Consider the following 13,601-nt stretch of genomic DNA (forward strand, 5'->3'; position numbering starts at 1 on the left):
TTCAAAAGGACGGCAAAGCCGTTTCCACTTGGCTGGGCTGCTGCTCAGGCGCGGCAATGCGCATCGTGACCTTCCCGCCCCCGGAGGGTGCGGCGTTGCTGAGGCTCAGACTGCCTCCGTGCTGCTCGGCCACAGACCTCGCAATATAGAGCCCCATTCCGTGGTGATCCCCGGAACTGCGGCTCGGATCGCCCCGGTAGAATTGGTTAGTCGCCTCCCGGAGGTCGGCCGCTGAGAAGCCGCTGCCGGTATCGGTAACCGTGAACTGAACCGCCGCCGCTTCACCCTGGACGAGCAGGGCAATGCTTCCACCGGGCGGGGTGTGCTCGGCCGCATTGGCGATCAGGTTCATGATTCCCCGCAGCAGCAGCTCCTTGTGGATGTACAGGAATTCCGGCAGCTTCTCATGCCGGACAGAGGTCCGCAGGTCCCTGCCCGCAGCCAGGGCCTTCATTTGCAGCTCCAGCTCGGCCATGATCTCTGCCGCCGGGACCCGCGTCTGCTGGCGGGATGAGCCGGCCTGCAGGCTGGACAAGTCAATGACCTCCTGCACGAAGGCTTCAATGTCTTCGGCGCTGCGGCGGATATAGCCGCTGTATTCACGCTGCGGCTCAGTCTCTACAATCTCCTGCAGCAGTTCAGCGTTGCCCCGGATAATGGTCAGCGGCGTCTTGATGTCGTGGGCCAGCGCGGAGATCTGCTCCCTGCGGGAGCGTTCCAGCTCCCACTGCTTCTCCAGTGAAGTCTGCAGGGCATCCTTCATCCGGTCCAGGGAGCCCAATACCTCGTCAATCTCCCGGATGCCGCTGGGCTGGACGGTGAACTCCAGATTCTCGCGCCGGATATTATCGGTCGCTTCCTGCAGCCCGGTCATCCGCTCCGAGAGCTTCCGGCCGAACCTGGCCGCGAGCAGGGCGGCCATCAGCAGGAAAACGAGCACGAAGAGCGCGGGGGCAAGCAGCTGGGGGTTCGGCAACGAGCTGCGCAGCAATGGAGAAGCGTACTGCGGCGTCAAGATATAACGGAAGATCCACAGCTTCTGCCCATGCTCAGCGGTGGTGTAGTAGTAGGAGCTTCTGTTGTTCCCCTCCTGGACAATTCTCCAGGCTTGCTTCGACTCTTTAGCCGTCAGATTGCCGGCCAGCGGCTTCCCGTCCAAGGTGAATACGGTGTACTCCAGCCGGCCCGGGACCTGGGGGGACTTATCCGCTCCGCCCGCAGCCAGCTGCTGCTTGAACTGGGCGATTTCCTTCTCGTCATAGTTGGCAGGCAGCAGCGCCCCCCGGGCGAACGCCAGTGTGAATGCGCCAACCAATATTCCCAGCAGCAGAACGGTACCGAGGCTCAACAGCAGCAGGTAGTGCAGAAAAAAGGTGCGCAGCCGCACGGTTTTGCGTTGTTTTACAGCTTCCACTTATATCCGATCCCCCAGATGGTTTCAATGGCCTCAAGCCCGTACCGGCCCAGCTTGGCGCGGATGTTCTTGACATGCTCCGTAATGGCACTGCTGTCACTCTCCCCGTCATATCCGAAGACCCCTTCATAGATATTCTCTTTGGAGAAGACCTGACCGCGGTGGCGGGCCAGAAACTCGCAGATTTCATATTCACTTTTGGTCAGCGGCACCTTGTCCTCCCGGGCGTACAGCTCTTTACCGGAGAGGTTGAAGCGTACAGGGTCCATATACAGAATGTTGCGCTTCTCCCGGTTCTCCCGCCGCAGATGAGCGTTGATCCGCGCCCGCAGCGCACCTATGCCGAAGGGCTTCATAATATAATCATCCGCCCCCAGTCCCAGTCCGTACATCAGGTCACTTTCCAGCGTCTTCGCCGTCAAAAAAAGAATGGGACAATCCACCGCCGTGCGGATCTCCCGGCACAGGGTGAAGCCGTCCACACCGGGCATCATCACATCCAGCAGAATCAGGTCATATGCACCGAGGTCGGTCCCGCGCACCAGCGTGGAATCAGAGAAGGTGGTTACCAGATGGCGGTCGGTACTGAGTGCGTTGGCTATCAGGGACAGGATGGCGGGTTCGTCGTCTACCACAAGTATTTTGGCCATAATATTAATTCCTTCATTTACAGATTTGGAGGCTAGTTATCCGCAGAGCGGCCCTCCCACTTGTAGAACCATAACATACTGAGGAGTCCGGCAGCTATCGTTGCTACTATGCAGATGGATACGCCGGTGGCCAATCTCGTTTCGGCAAAAGGCGGCAAGCCTCCCGAATGCTGAATCTCCAGCAGGGAGAGGAAACGGCCGCCCCAGGCGAAGGGGATATACGGCCACAGGATATCGCCAAGACCGGTCAGCATCAGGGCAGCGAGCAGGCTTCCCGTGATTCCTATGCCGATAGAGACGCCCCGTCCGAAGCGCAGGCTGAGCGCGAAGTGAAGCAGATAGAGCAGGATATTGCTTGCGAACAGGATCACGGACCCGGTGAGATAAAAGGGTATGCCGTGCCGGTCCTGTCCCAGCATTCCGGCAAAGCCCAGGCTGAACAGGACGAAGATCAGCAGGACAGCCCCCAGGCTGAATCCCAGCAGGAGCAGCAGCTTGCTGGCATAGGTGGTATTTCTGGCCGCAGGCAGAGACAGCATTCCCTGGAATCCTCCGGAGACGGCCTCCTGCTCCGCCACCATTGCACAGACCAGCCCGATGAGGGTAGGAAACGCACAAGCGACTGCCTGCATGAACCCCATCACCTTGCCCGCTTCACTGGCAGGGGAGATGGAATAGTAGGCCAGGAACAAGGCAGCCCCGATCAGCGGGGTCAGCAGATGGATCAGGAGAAACGGGGTGCGCCGTATTTTGAGCAGATCGGCCCTGAGCAGACCCGGAAGTGCATTCATGCTACTTCGCCTCCTGTCTACGGAACCATACGGTGGTGAGCAGGAACAGGATGGCGAACCATCCGAGAGAGACCAGCGTACCCGGAAGAATCATATCCGTGCTGCGCAGCGGGCTGTCCGCCGGGACCGGCAGGCCGTTCGGCAGGATGGACAGCACGGGACACATAAGCTTGGCGGTAATCGCATAAGGAATGTAATCCCATAAGCCGCCCCTGTCGAATTGAACTACACCCAGAGTAGTACCGGCCATATTCAGCAGGACCGCTGCGAATAACCCGAAGCGTGCCGCCAGGAACAGGCACAGCGGAATCTGCCACAGGAAGGTGAGGAAGATCAGTGCGCTTCCCGCCAGGCTGCTCAGCAGTGTAATCGTCTGTCCGAACAGCAAGCCCCCGGCGGAAACGCCGGTTAGGAACACGAGGAGGGCAGCCAGGAGCCAATACGCACAGGCGATGATTTTCCCGGCCCAGAGCGTTCCCGGTGTAAAGGGCAAGGCCAGCAGTCCGCGGTACTTCAGCTTCGCATCCTTCTGCAGCGCCAGCGAACAGACCAGACTCAGCGCTCCGGGCAACAGCATCGTGTACCACCAGTTGTAAGAGCCGCTCTGAAAAAAGCCGCCGCCCATCAGAACAGCGCACAAGAACAGAGTGAATACAGGAGCGATCCAGGCCAGCTTGGGAATGAAGGTACGCCGCCATTTCAGGTGTTCCGCTCTAACGATATTAAGCATGAGCGGCACCCTCCCTCCGGTGGGCTGTTACGACCTGCATGAACAGCGCCTCCAGGTCCTGATCCGGGGAGACCGCCCCCTGATAGCCCAGCACGCCGCCCGCGATGATGCCGATATGGTCAGCCGTCTGCTCCACCTCGGAGAGCAGGTGGCTCGACAGAATGACGGTGATTCCCTGCTCCGGGAAGGAGCGGATCAGCTCCCGCAGCTCCTGAATCCCGATCGGGTCCAGCCCGTTCGTCGGCTCGTCCAGAATCAGCAGCTCCGGCTGGTTCAAGAGCGCAATCGCGATGCCGAGCCGCTGCTTCATCCCCATGGAGAATTGTCCGGCGCGTTTCTTCCCGGTAGCGGTCAGATCGACAACAGCAAGCACTTCTTCGATCCGCGACTGCGGCAGTCCGAGGGCTAGCGTGCGTACCTTGAGATTCTCCCGGGCAGTCAGATTATCGTACAGAGGCGGTGCTTCAATTAATATGCCGATCCGGCTTAAGTCCTTTCGGGTCCATTCCCGGCCCTGGAAGCGGATGGTCCCGGAATCGGGCCGCAGCATACCGGTAATCATTTTGAGCAGGGTCGATTTGCCTGCACCGTTCGGACCAAGCAGCCCGTAGACAGAATTGCGTGCAACAGTTAACGATACGTTGTTGACGGCTGTCTGGCGCTTGAAGCTTTTACATAGAGCCTGTATTTCCAGAATATTATCCTGCATAGTATATCATCCTTTCTCTCCCTCTACTCTAAGGGCGGATTCTAAGGATTGTGTAAGGATGACATGGTAGGGGCCCCTGCCTGGGTGAACAGGAGGGGCTCTGTGTTGACTTTGCAGCAGCCGTCAGGAAGGATTAACGACGCCGGAAGGCGCCGCCGCGGGCCAGGGCAAAGAAGATCAATAGCGCAACGATGGAGCCGATAATAGCCGGAACAATGTGGAAGCCACCTACTACAGGGCCCCTTGGACCAAGCAGCTCGGAGCCCAGCCAGGAGCCGATGAACCCGGCGATTATATTGCCGAGTACGCCTCCCGGAACATCACGCCCGATCAGATTGCCGCTTAGCCAGCCGATGAGTCCACCTACGATGATTACCCAGAGCAGATACATTGATTTGTCCCCTTTCTAGTTGGTTTATTCAAGGTATGTTGAGAAGCGGGCAAGGTGAACTATCTGTGAAGGTTTATTTTTGAAAAGTATATAGCTAGCGGTCCGGCAGCAGCCAAGGCTAGTTGTACATCAGGGCGGACCGATTGAATGCGAAAAACCGAATACAATGTGCCGGGGCAGGGTGCGCGGGCGCAATGTGTGTGAATAACTGAATACAATTGATCGTCACGGGGGTTCGAACGGTGACGGAGAGTCTAACGTTCTCTCGCGGTGTTAATATTAGGTAGAAGAGGAGGGATCGGATGAACAAAATTCTCGTAATCGATGATGAAGCGGCTCTGCGGGACCTGATCGAGCTTGTGCTCCGCAGAGAGAATTATGAGGTGCGGACTGCGGAGAACGGAAGTGCGGGGCTTACGGCCCTGGATTCTTTTCAGCCGGATTTGGTGGTACTGGATCTGATGCTGCCCGATTGCTCCGGCTATGACCTGTGCAAGGAGATTACCAAGCGGCAGGCGGTTCCCATCATTATGCTGTCGGCCAAGAATGAGATTATAGATAAGGTCCTGGGACTTGAGCTGGGGGCCGAGGATTACATGACCAAGCCGTTCGATAACCGGGAGTTGCTGGCGCGGATCAAGGTGGTGCTCCGGAGAGCCCAGAACAGCGGTCTGCCCGCAGATGCTGAAGATACCCGGATCACTCATGAGGAGCTGACCTTCGATCTGGAGACCCGGGTAGTGCAGAAGGGCGGCGTTCCGGTTGCCCTGACGGCCAAGGAATTCAGAATTCTGGAGACGCTGCTGAAGCGCCCGGACAAAATCTATACCCGGGATGAGCTGCTGGAGATCGTCTGGGGCTATGACTTCATGGGCGACAGCCGCAGCGTGGATATGACGATTATGCGCTTAAGAAAGAAGCTGGAGGATGATGCCGAGAATCCGAAATATATCAGGACCGTCTACGGCTTCGGTTATCAGCTGGGAGGTGGCTCCGCCTGAAATACGCGACCCGGCTGGTGCTAATGTATTTGCTGTTCTCGGTGTTGTCCTTTGCCGTTATCATTATTTCGGTGAATAAGGCGATTGACTATTTCAGCTTCGTAACGATAGAGAAGCAAATGATGGAGAAGGCAGATCTGGGCGAGATGTCCTTCAGAGAGGTGCTCTCCAGGCACGAACAAGAGGTGGATGCCGGGCAGATGGAGGCGGTGGCGAGAAGCGCGCTGGAGACGTTAAAAGCCTCCGTCAAGGAGGTGCGGATCTACGACAGCAGCCAGAAGCTGCTGGGACTCGCTGTTGACGGGATTGTGATTAATAACAAGACCCCCGTCATTTTCCCCGGGAATATCCAGAACGCTCTTAAGGGTAATTATGCGTACACGGTCTCCGGGGATCACCTGCTGTACTTCGCAGTTCCGATCCAAGACAAATATTATCAGAACAGCTATGTGTACGAGTTCGTGGAGGATGTCTCTTATTTCTATACGATGATGGATCAGATCCGCTATATCCTGTTCGCCGGTGCGGGAGGGTTCATTATCCTGATTACGCTCTCCAGTCTTTTCATCGCCCGTAATACGACGAAGCCGATCAAATACCTGCTTGGTGCGACAGAGAGCTTCTCCAACCAGCAGTTCAGGGAGGTGCGCCTGAACCGGAAGGATGAGCTGGGCATGCTGGCTGCGGGCCTGAACCGGATGGGCATTCAGCTCAGCGACTATATCCAATATCAGAAGCAGTTTGTCTCGAATGTATCCCATGAGCTGAAGACGCCGCTAGCTGCCATCAAGGGGTTCTCACAATATTTGTACGAAGGTGAGGACGAGGATGAGGAGCTACAGCGGATCTACTTCCATCTGGTGAATGAATCGGACCGCCTGACCCGGCTGGTCAATGAGCTGCTCATGCTGTCGCGCTTCGATAAGGCAGGGCAGGATGGAATCGATGCCGAGAAGACGGACCTGGCACAGCTGGCCGCTGGGGTAACCGCTGGATTGAGGACCAAGGCGGACAGTAAGGGGATAGAGCTTACGATCCGGCAGGGGCCGCCCGTCTTCGTCTATGTCAACCGGGTATTGATGTCCCATGCGATCGCGAATGTACTGGACAATGCCATTAAATACTCCGGTCTCCGTACCCGGGTAAGCATTGAAACTTCGGTCCGGGAGCAGGAAGCTGTCGTGCAGATCAGCGATCAGGGCATCGGAATCAGCGCGGATGAACTTACCCGCGTCCAGGAACGCTTCTACCGGGCACGGAATGCCAGCGCGGCAGGCGGAACGGGGCTGGGGTTATCCATCTGTAAGGAGATCGCCGAGAAGTTCGGCGGGCACCTCAGCATAGAGAGCCAGCTCGGAACCGGAACCACCGTCTCCATCCATCTGCCGCTTAGTTGACGTTACAAGACTGATACAACTCTGTTATTACACTAATAAATGGTTTTCGTATACTAACCTCATACCAAACAAACAACGCGCTCATCGCGTACATTCATGGAGGGATTACTTATGGGAACATTTAAAAAACCGGCAGCGCTGCTGCTGCCCGCAGTATTATTAATGACACTTCTGGCCGGATGCCAGTCCGATTCGGCCGCTCCGGCGGCCACCCCTTCGGGAGAACCTACAGCTGAAGCGGTGTCCACAGCTGCACCGGAAGCTTCGGCTACCCCTGCTGCTGAGCCTGCGGCGACTGAAGCTGCTCCGGTCGAGCCAACCCCAGCGGCTTCAGCGGGCAGCTCCGAGGCGATCAAGGAGGGAACCATTGAGAAGGAAGGAAATGTGATTCTGAAGGAGCTGGCTTTTGTCCATAAAGATCACACTATCGCCCTCTCCGACATTGTGGATGATACCAAGCTGGAGAGTATGCTGGGCAAGGCAACGGCGAAGAAATCGCACACGTATTCCTTGGATGACGGTAAGAATATGGATACCCTGATCGGCAGAACAGAGAACACGTATACCTTCCCGGGCCTGGAGATTAAGACGATTGATTCGGGTGACGGCAAGCAGTTCTACATCTTCAGCATTAAGATTACCGATCCGAAGTACACTACGGTCCGTAATATCAAGGTTGGAGACAGCCTGGACACACTCAAAAAAGCCTATCCCGAAGGCAAACTGACCGGAGACGGGGCACCTGAGGAAGAGGATGACTACCGGTTCGCCCCAAGCAACTATGTGGATTATATTCTGTTCCATGTCAAGGGCGCTAAGATTGAAAGCATCAGCATCTCTACTCTGCTGGACTAAGAAGCCTGTACCCCAGTTCAGCCGGATTGAAAAAGAACAGCCCTGCCGCTTCATGGCCTCTAATGGTCATGAAGCGGTCAGGGCTGTTCGTCTGTGTATCTTATTTCCGGGCGGACTACCCTATTCCGCTGGAGCTGGCGCAAGCACCCGCACCGTCTCCCCCTCTATCAGCTCAGGCAGATAGTAGGTGCTGTTCTTCAAATCTTTTTTACCCTGGAGCTTCTTAATGACCCATTCGGCCGCATCCCGGCCCATCTGCTCCTGCGGGTGGGTTAAGGTCGTCAGCTTGATGCCTGCGTTCTTGGCGATATAGGAATTGTCCTGGCCAATGATTGACAGCTCCTCCGGGATCGAGATCTCCAGCTGCTTGCAGACGTTAACCACCTCGAGTCCCACCTCGTCGTTATAGCACACAAGGGCTGTCAGCACCTCCCGGTTATCCTTCAGGAATTGCTTGAGGTTCGCCGACAGGTCACACTTGGATTCCGTATCGAAGGAGAGCACCTGCTCCGGGTGGAAGCGCAGTTTGGCTTCGCCGAGCGCCTTGATATAGCCTTTCATGCGGTATTTGCCTTGGAGATCGTCCATTTTGGCGATAATCCCGATCTGGGTATGGCCCTTCGAGATCAGCTCCCGGGTCGCCAGATAGCTGGACTGTACATCATCCAGACAGAAGAACGGCACCTCCAGCTCCTCATAATAAGCGTTAATCATGATGAACGGGACATCCTGCTCCTTGAACGACAGGTAATAGGCGATGTTCGGGTTGTACAGATTGCTCTTCGTAGGCTCGATAATCAGCCCGTCTACCCCGAAGGACAGCATCATTTCCAGCGCCTTTTTCTCCTGGGCCACATCATTATTGGTGCTGGCGAGCAGCAGGGAATAGTTGTCCTCGTTGAGCCTGCCTTCAATCCCCCGGATAATGGAGGGGAAAATATAATCGGAGAGGTATGTGGTGATTACGCCGATGGTCCGTTTGCCCGCGCCACTCCCGGATTTGGACCGGAACTGGTGGCTGACATAGGTGCCTGAGCCCTTCTCGCTCCGCAGGAACCCCTCGTTGGACAGTTCCAGAATGGCCTTCCGCACGGTCTGGCGGCTGACGCCGTACATCTCCTGCAGCGCCGACTCCGTAGGAATTTGTTCGCCTACACTGTAGGTGCCGGACAGGATATTGCTTTTGAGTTCATCGAATATGATCTGGTACTTGGTTCGCACACGGGTCACTTCTTTCATAGTTGTTCTTATTTGAAATGGATAAATTATTGTAGTTGTACGTACATATTATAGCTTGAATATAAGCTTAATATCCTCCGATGTCTACTATATCTAATGATTCGCGTAAAATAGGGGTGTTTTTCCGGTAAATTTGTAGGTATATCTTATATATATTATTGACAAATGTACGAACAAAAAATATACTAAACCTGTTCATAAAGGAAGCGCATTCTTTAGATTCGTAAGTAACACAGTTTGGTTCAGAGAGGAGTAACGTGGGCATGGATCAGAACATCAAGCAAGCGATACTTAAGGGAGAGACATCACTGGGTATCGAATTTGGGTCCACACGTATCAAGGCCGTCCTGATTGATCAGCAGTTCGAGACGGTTGCATCCGGAAGCTACGAGTGGGAGAACCTGCTGGAAAGCGGATATTGGACGTATCCTTTGACGGATATTATTAAGGGCCTGCAAGCGGCTTACCGCGAGATGAAGCAGGAGGTTGCACAGAAATACGGGATTACGGTTACTACTGTCGGTTCGATCGGATTCTCAGCAATGATGCATGGATATATGGCCTTTGACAGCACGGGCGAGCTGCTGGTTCCGTTCCGGACCTGGCGCAATGCTACAACCGGTGCGGCGGCCAAGGAATTAACAGAGCTGTTCCAGTTCAATATTCCGGAGCGCTGGACCATTGCCCACCTGTATCAGGCGATTCTGAACGGGGAAGAGCATGTTCCGCAGGCAACGTTCGTAACGACGCTGGGCGGATACATCCATTGGCTGCTGACCGGCAGCAAGGCGATCGGGATTGGCGATGCCTCCGGGGTCTTCCCTATAGATGAAGCTTCGCAGAATTACCATCCGGCCATGGTCAGCCAGTTCGATGAGCTGATTGCCGCTAAGAATTACCCTTGGAAGCTGAGTGATCTTCTGCCCAAGGTCTACGCTGCAGGCGAGCAGGCGGGCGTGTTAACAGAGGCTGGAGCGAGACTGCTGGATGAGTCCGGGGACCTGCTGGCAGGCATTCCGCTCTGTCCTCCGGAAGGCGATGCCGGAACAGGAATGGTCGCTACGAACAGTGTCCGCAAACGGACCGGTAATATCTCTGTAGGCACCTCCGTATTCGCTATGATCGTGCTGGAGAAGGATCTTACGGCGGTATATCCTGAGATTGACATGGTGACCACCCCGGATGGTAGTCCGGTGGGAATGGTACATGCCAACAATTGCTCCAGCGATATCAACGCCTGGGTCGGCTTGTTCCGGGAATTCTCGGAGGCGATGGGCTTCAAGGTTGATCCGGCGCAGCTGTTCAGCGTTCTGTTCAATAAAGCACTGGAGGCAGACGCCGATGGCGGCGGCTTGCTGAGCTACGGCTATTTCTCGGGTGAGAATATTACCGGGCTGGACAAGGGACGGCCGCTGTTCGTCCGTTCGCCGGAGAGCCGCTTCACGCTGGGTAACTTTATGCGGACGCATTTGTTCTCCGCTTTTGGCGCACTGAAGATCGGGATGGATATTCTGACTTTGAAGGAGCAGGTGTCCATCGACAGCATTCTGGCGCATGGCGGCTTGTTCAAGACGCCTGTAGTCGGACAGAGAATTGTAGCTGCTGCGATGAATGTGCCGGTCTCTGTGATGGCAACAGCCGGAGAAGGCGGCGCATGGGGCATGGCGATACTGGCTTCTTATATGAAGAATAGAGGGCAGCAGGAGCGTCTGGATGATTTCCTCGACCAGAAGGTTTTCAAGGATATCGAAGGCGAGACTATTCATCCGGTTGCGGCAGATGTGAAGGGCTTTGAATTGTTCATGGAACGCTACACGGCGGGTCTGGCGATTGAGCAGGCCGCTGTAGATCATCTCGTAGAGAACGGGGGGAATTAACATATGCTGGAGCAACTGAAGGAAGAGGTATGCGAGGCTAATCTGGAGCTGCCTAAGCACGGGCTGGTCAAATACACCTGGGGCAATGTGAGCGCGGTGGACCGGGCGAGCAGCCTGTTCGTCATCAAGCCGAGCGGAGTCAGCTACGATAAGATGAAGCCGAGCGATATGGTCGTTGTGGACTTCGATGGCAATGTGGTGGAAGGAGAGATGCGACCTTCCTCGGATACAGCCACTCATGCTGTACTCTACAAGCATTATGCTGAGATCGGCGGCATCGTGCATACGCATTCCACATGGGCAACCATCTGGGCTCAGGCTGGACTGGATGTTCCGGTTATGGGGACGACACATGCAGATACCTTCTATGGTTCTGTACCATGCACACGGTTCCTGACCCAGGAAGAGATTGACCGCGGGTATGAAGCAGAGACCGGGCATGTGATCATTGAGACGTTTGAACAGCGGGGGCTGGATGTCATGGCGATTCCCGGCGTTCTGCTGAAGGGCCATGCGCCGTTCACGTGGGGCAAGGATGCCCACGCCGCTGTCATGAACAGTGTGGTGCTGGAGGAAGTGTCCAAGATGAATCTCTTCGCCCGCCAGCTGAATACGTTCGCCGAGGAGCTGCCGCAGCGGATTCTGGACAAGCACTACCTGCGCAAGCACGGCAAGGACGCGTATTACGGACAGAAATAACTGACTTTTACCAAACTAATAGAGAAGAGGATGAATATTATGTCAACAGTAAGCGACAAGCAATTCTGGTTCGTAGTAGGATCGCAGCACCTGTATGGAGATGAAGCGCTGGGTGAAGTGAAGGCTCATGCTCAGGAAATGACCGATGCGCTCAACAATAGCGGGGTGCTTCCTTATCCGCTGGTATTGCAGGATCTGGCCGTTAGCGCAGACAAAATCACTTCCATCATGAAAGAAGTGAACTACCGTGACGAGGTTGCCGGTGTAATCACCTGGATGCACACCTTCTCCCCGGCTAAAATGTGGATTCGCGGCACGAAGCTGCTGCAGAAGCCGCTGCTGCACCTGGCTACCCAGTATAATGAGAGCATTCCTTGGGCGACAATTGACATGGACTTCATGAACCTGAACCAGGCTGCCCATGGCGACCGTGAGTATGGTTTCATCAATGCCCGTCTGAAGAAGCAGAATAAGGTCGTTGTAGGATACTGGGAACGTGCTGAAGTCCAGAAGCAGATTGCAGAATGGATGGACGTTGCCGTAGCTTATAACGAAGGCTTCAACATCAAGGTTGCCCGCTTCGGCGACAACATGCGCAACGTTGGCGTGACCGAAGGCGACAAGGTAGAAGCCCAGATCCAGTTCGGCTGGACCGTGGACTACTTCGGCATCGGCGATCTGGTAGCTTATGTGAACGAAGTGAAGCAGGAAGAGATCGATGCCCTGTTCGCAGAATATACGAAGCTGTATGCCGTTGATTATGGCACGTACAGCAAGGAAGATTGGGAAGCCAGCGTGAAGGTGCAGGCGAGCTATGAGATTGCCCTTAAGCGCTTCTTGGATGCAGGCGGCTACAATGCCTTCACCTCCAACTTCGAGGATCTGCACGGCATGAAGCAGCTTCCGGGTCTGGCTGTTCAGCGCCTGATGGCACAAGGCTACGGGTTCGCCGGTGAAGGGGACTGGAAGACTGCGGCCCTGGACCGCCTGATGAAGGTCATGAGCCACAACCTGAACACCGGGTTCATGGAGGATTACACTTACGAAATGGCTGCCGGACAGGAAGCGATTCTCCAGTCCCACATGCTGGAGGTTGATCCGAGCCTGGCCAGCAACCAGCCGAAGATCATCGTGTCCCCGCTGGGCATCGGCGACCGCGAAGACCCGGCCCGTCTCGTCTTCGACGGCAAGGCAGGCGAAGGTGTCGTGGTATCGATGGCTGACTTCGGCACTCATTACAAGCTGCTGATCAACGAAGTTACCGCCTTCGAGCCAACCGTTCCAGCTCCGAATCTTCCGGTAGCACGCGTACTGTGGCAGGTGAAGCCTAACTTCCAGGACGGAGTCAGAGCATGGATCGAGAACGGTGGCGGACACCATACCGTCGTATCGCTGAACCTCACTACTGATCAGATCGTTACCTACGCCAAGCTGGTGGGACTGGAATACGTGATTATTAAGTAATAAGAGTTAATTGTTAAAGTAAAGCATGTTAAAAAGAGCGAAGGGGCGTATAGCCCTCTCGCTCTTTTTGTTTGGCAGGTATGGTGGGCGCGGCGGCGGTATGCAAAAGACATCTGCCTGCACCGCCGGGAAGCTTGTGCCAGGGTAGGCGGCCCAATGTAATCGAAAAACCGATCACAATGTGCAGGCGCGGGGCAATCGGCTCGAATGTAATCGGAAAACCGATCACAATGTGCAGGCGCGGGGCAATCGGCTCGAATGTAATCGGAAAACCGATCACAATGTGCAGGCGCGAGGCAATCGGCTCGAATGTAATCGGAAAACCGATCACAATGTGCAGGCGCAGCGATCAGTCTGCTGAATGTGCTAGCGCAGCGGTTCCTA

Annotated in this window: 14 protein-coding genes; 6 read left to right on the forward strand and 8 right to left on the reverse strand. The window is 55.4% G+C overall.

Annotated elements, in window-relative coordinates; all coding sequences use genetic code 11:
• Position 1: 1 nt before the first annotated feature.
• The 6 genes from C162_RS04440 to C162_RS04465 all read right to left on the reverse strand — a co-directional run bounded on the left by C162_RS04440 (position 2) and on the right by C162_RS04465 (position 4,685).
• A complete protein-coding gene (locus C162_RS04440; protein WP_051493226.1) occupies positions 2-1,414 on the reverse strand; it encodes a HAMP domain-containing sensor histidine kinase in 1,413 nt (470 codons plus the stop codon).
• Positions 1,402-2,064, reverse strand: a complete 663-nt coding sequence (locus C162_RS04445; RefSeq protein WP_036691656.1) for a response regulator transcription factor — start codon at positions 2,062-2,064, stop codon at positions 1,402-1,404. The genes C162_RS04440 and C162_RS04445 overlap by 13 nt, the downstream gene beginning before the upstream one ends.
• A 32-nt stretch (positions 2,065-2,096) precedes the next feature.
• Positions 2,097-2,855, reverse strand: coding sequence for a lantibiotic immunity ABC transporter MutG family permease subunit (locus C162_RS04450; RefSeq protein ID WP_036691659.1), 759 nt, complete (start codon positions 2,853-2,855; stop codon positions 2,097-2,099).
• 1 nt (position 2,856) lies between these two features.
• On the reverse strand, positions 2,857-3,585 hold the full coding sequence (locus C162_RS04455; RefSeq protein WP_036691662.1) for a lantibiotic immunity ABC transporter MutE/EpiE family permease subunit: 729 nt from the start codon (positions 3,583-3,585) through the stop codon (positions 2,857-2,859).
• Positions 3,578-4,294 (reverse strand): lantibiotic protection ABC transporter ATP-binding protein, encoded by a 717-nt coding sequence (locus C162_RS04460; protein WP_036691664.1) that lies wholly within the window; start codon positions 4,292-4,294, stop codon positions 3,578-3,580. The genes C162_RS04455 and C162_RS04460 overlap by 8 nt, the downstream gene beginning before the upstream one ends.
• Before the next feature lie 133 nt (positions 4,295-4,427).
• Positions 4,428-4,685: a GlsB/YeaQ/YmgE family stress response membrane protein gene (locus C162_RS04465; RefSeq protein ID WP_036691667.1), complete on the reverse strand. Its 258-nt coding sequence runs from the start codon at positions 4,683-4,685 to the stop codon at positions 4,428-4,430.
• A gap of 302 nt (positions 4,686-4,987) precedes the next feature.
• Here C162_RS04465 and C162_RS04470 point away from each other — a divergent pair, with 302 nt between their 5' ends.
• The 3 genes from C162_RS04470 (at position 4,988) to C162_RS04480 (ending at position 7,938) form a co-directional block, all read left to right on the forward strand.
• Positions 4,988-5,686: a response regulator transcription factor gene (locus tag C162_RS04470; RefSeq protein WP_036691670.1), complete on the forward strand. Its 699-nt coding sequence runs from the start codon at positions 4,988-4,990 to the stop codon at positions 5,684-5,686.
• A gap of 23 nt (positions 5,687-5,709) precedes the next feature.
• Positions 5,710-7,083: a sensor histidine kinase gene (locus C162_RS04475; protein ID WP_235218349.1), complete on the forward strand. Its 1,374-nt coding sequence runs from the start codon at positions 5,710-5,712 to the stop codon at positions 7,081-7,083.
• 111 nt (positions 7,084-7,194) lie between these two features.
• On the forward strand, positions 7,195-7,938 hold the full coding sequence (locus C162_RS04480; protein ID WP_036691673.1) for a hypothetical protein: 744 nt from the start codon (positions 7,195-7,197) through the stop codon (positions 7,936-7,938).
• Between the two features lie 120 nt (positions 7,939-8,058).
• Here the strand turns inward: C162_RS04480 and C162_RS04485 are convergent, their stop codons facing one another.
• Entirely contained in the window at positions 8,059-9,159 is a 1,101-nt protein-coding gene (locus C162_RS04485) for a GntR family transcriptional regulator (RefSeq protein ID WP_036691761.1), read from the reverse strand.
• 281 nt (positions 9,160-9,440) lie between these two features.
• On the opposite strand from C162_RS04485, the gene C162_RS04490 reads away from it, so the two are divergent.
• From C162_RS04490 to araA, 3 genes are read left to right on the forward strand one after another with little or no spacing between them, the layout of a single operon-like run.
• Positions 9,441-11,054, forward strand: coding sequence for a xylulokinase (locus C162_RS04490; protein WP_036691676.1), 1,614 nt, complete (start codon positions 9,441-9,443; stop codon positions 11,052-11,054).
• Between the two features lie 3 nt (positions 11,055-11,057).
• A complete protein-coding gene (locus tag C162_RS04495; RefSeq protein WP_036691678.1) occupies positions 11,058-11,753 on the forward strand; it encodes an L-ribulose-5-phosphate 4-epimerase in 696 nt (231 codons plus the stop codon).
• A gap of 39 nt (positions 11,754-11,792) precedes the next feature.
• Positions 11,793-13,217 carry an L-arabinose isomerase gene (araA, locus tag C162_RS04500; RefSeq protein WP_036691681.1) on the forward strand — a complete coding sequence of 475 codons (1,425 nt, stop codon included), beginning with the start codon at positions 11,793-11,795 and terminating at the stop codon, positions 13,215-13,217.
• Between the two features lie 28 nt (positions 13,218-13,245).
• Here araA and C162_RS35885 read toward each other — a convergent pair whose 3' ends face one another.
• Positions 13,246-13,548 (reverse strand): hypothetical protein, encoded by a 303-nt coding sequence (locus C162_RS35885; protein WP_156949549.1) that lies wholly within the window; start codon positions 13,546-13,548, stop codon positions 13,246-13,248.
• Between the last annotated feature and the right edge of the window lie 53 nt (positions 13,549-13,601).

The organism is Paenibacillus sp. FSL R7-269, assembly GCF_000517865.1.
Taxonomy (GTDB): Bacteria; Bacillota; Bacilli; order Paenibacillales; family Paenibacillaceae; genus Paenibacillus_AQ.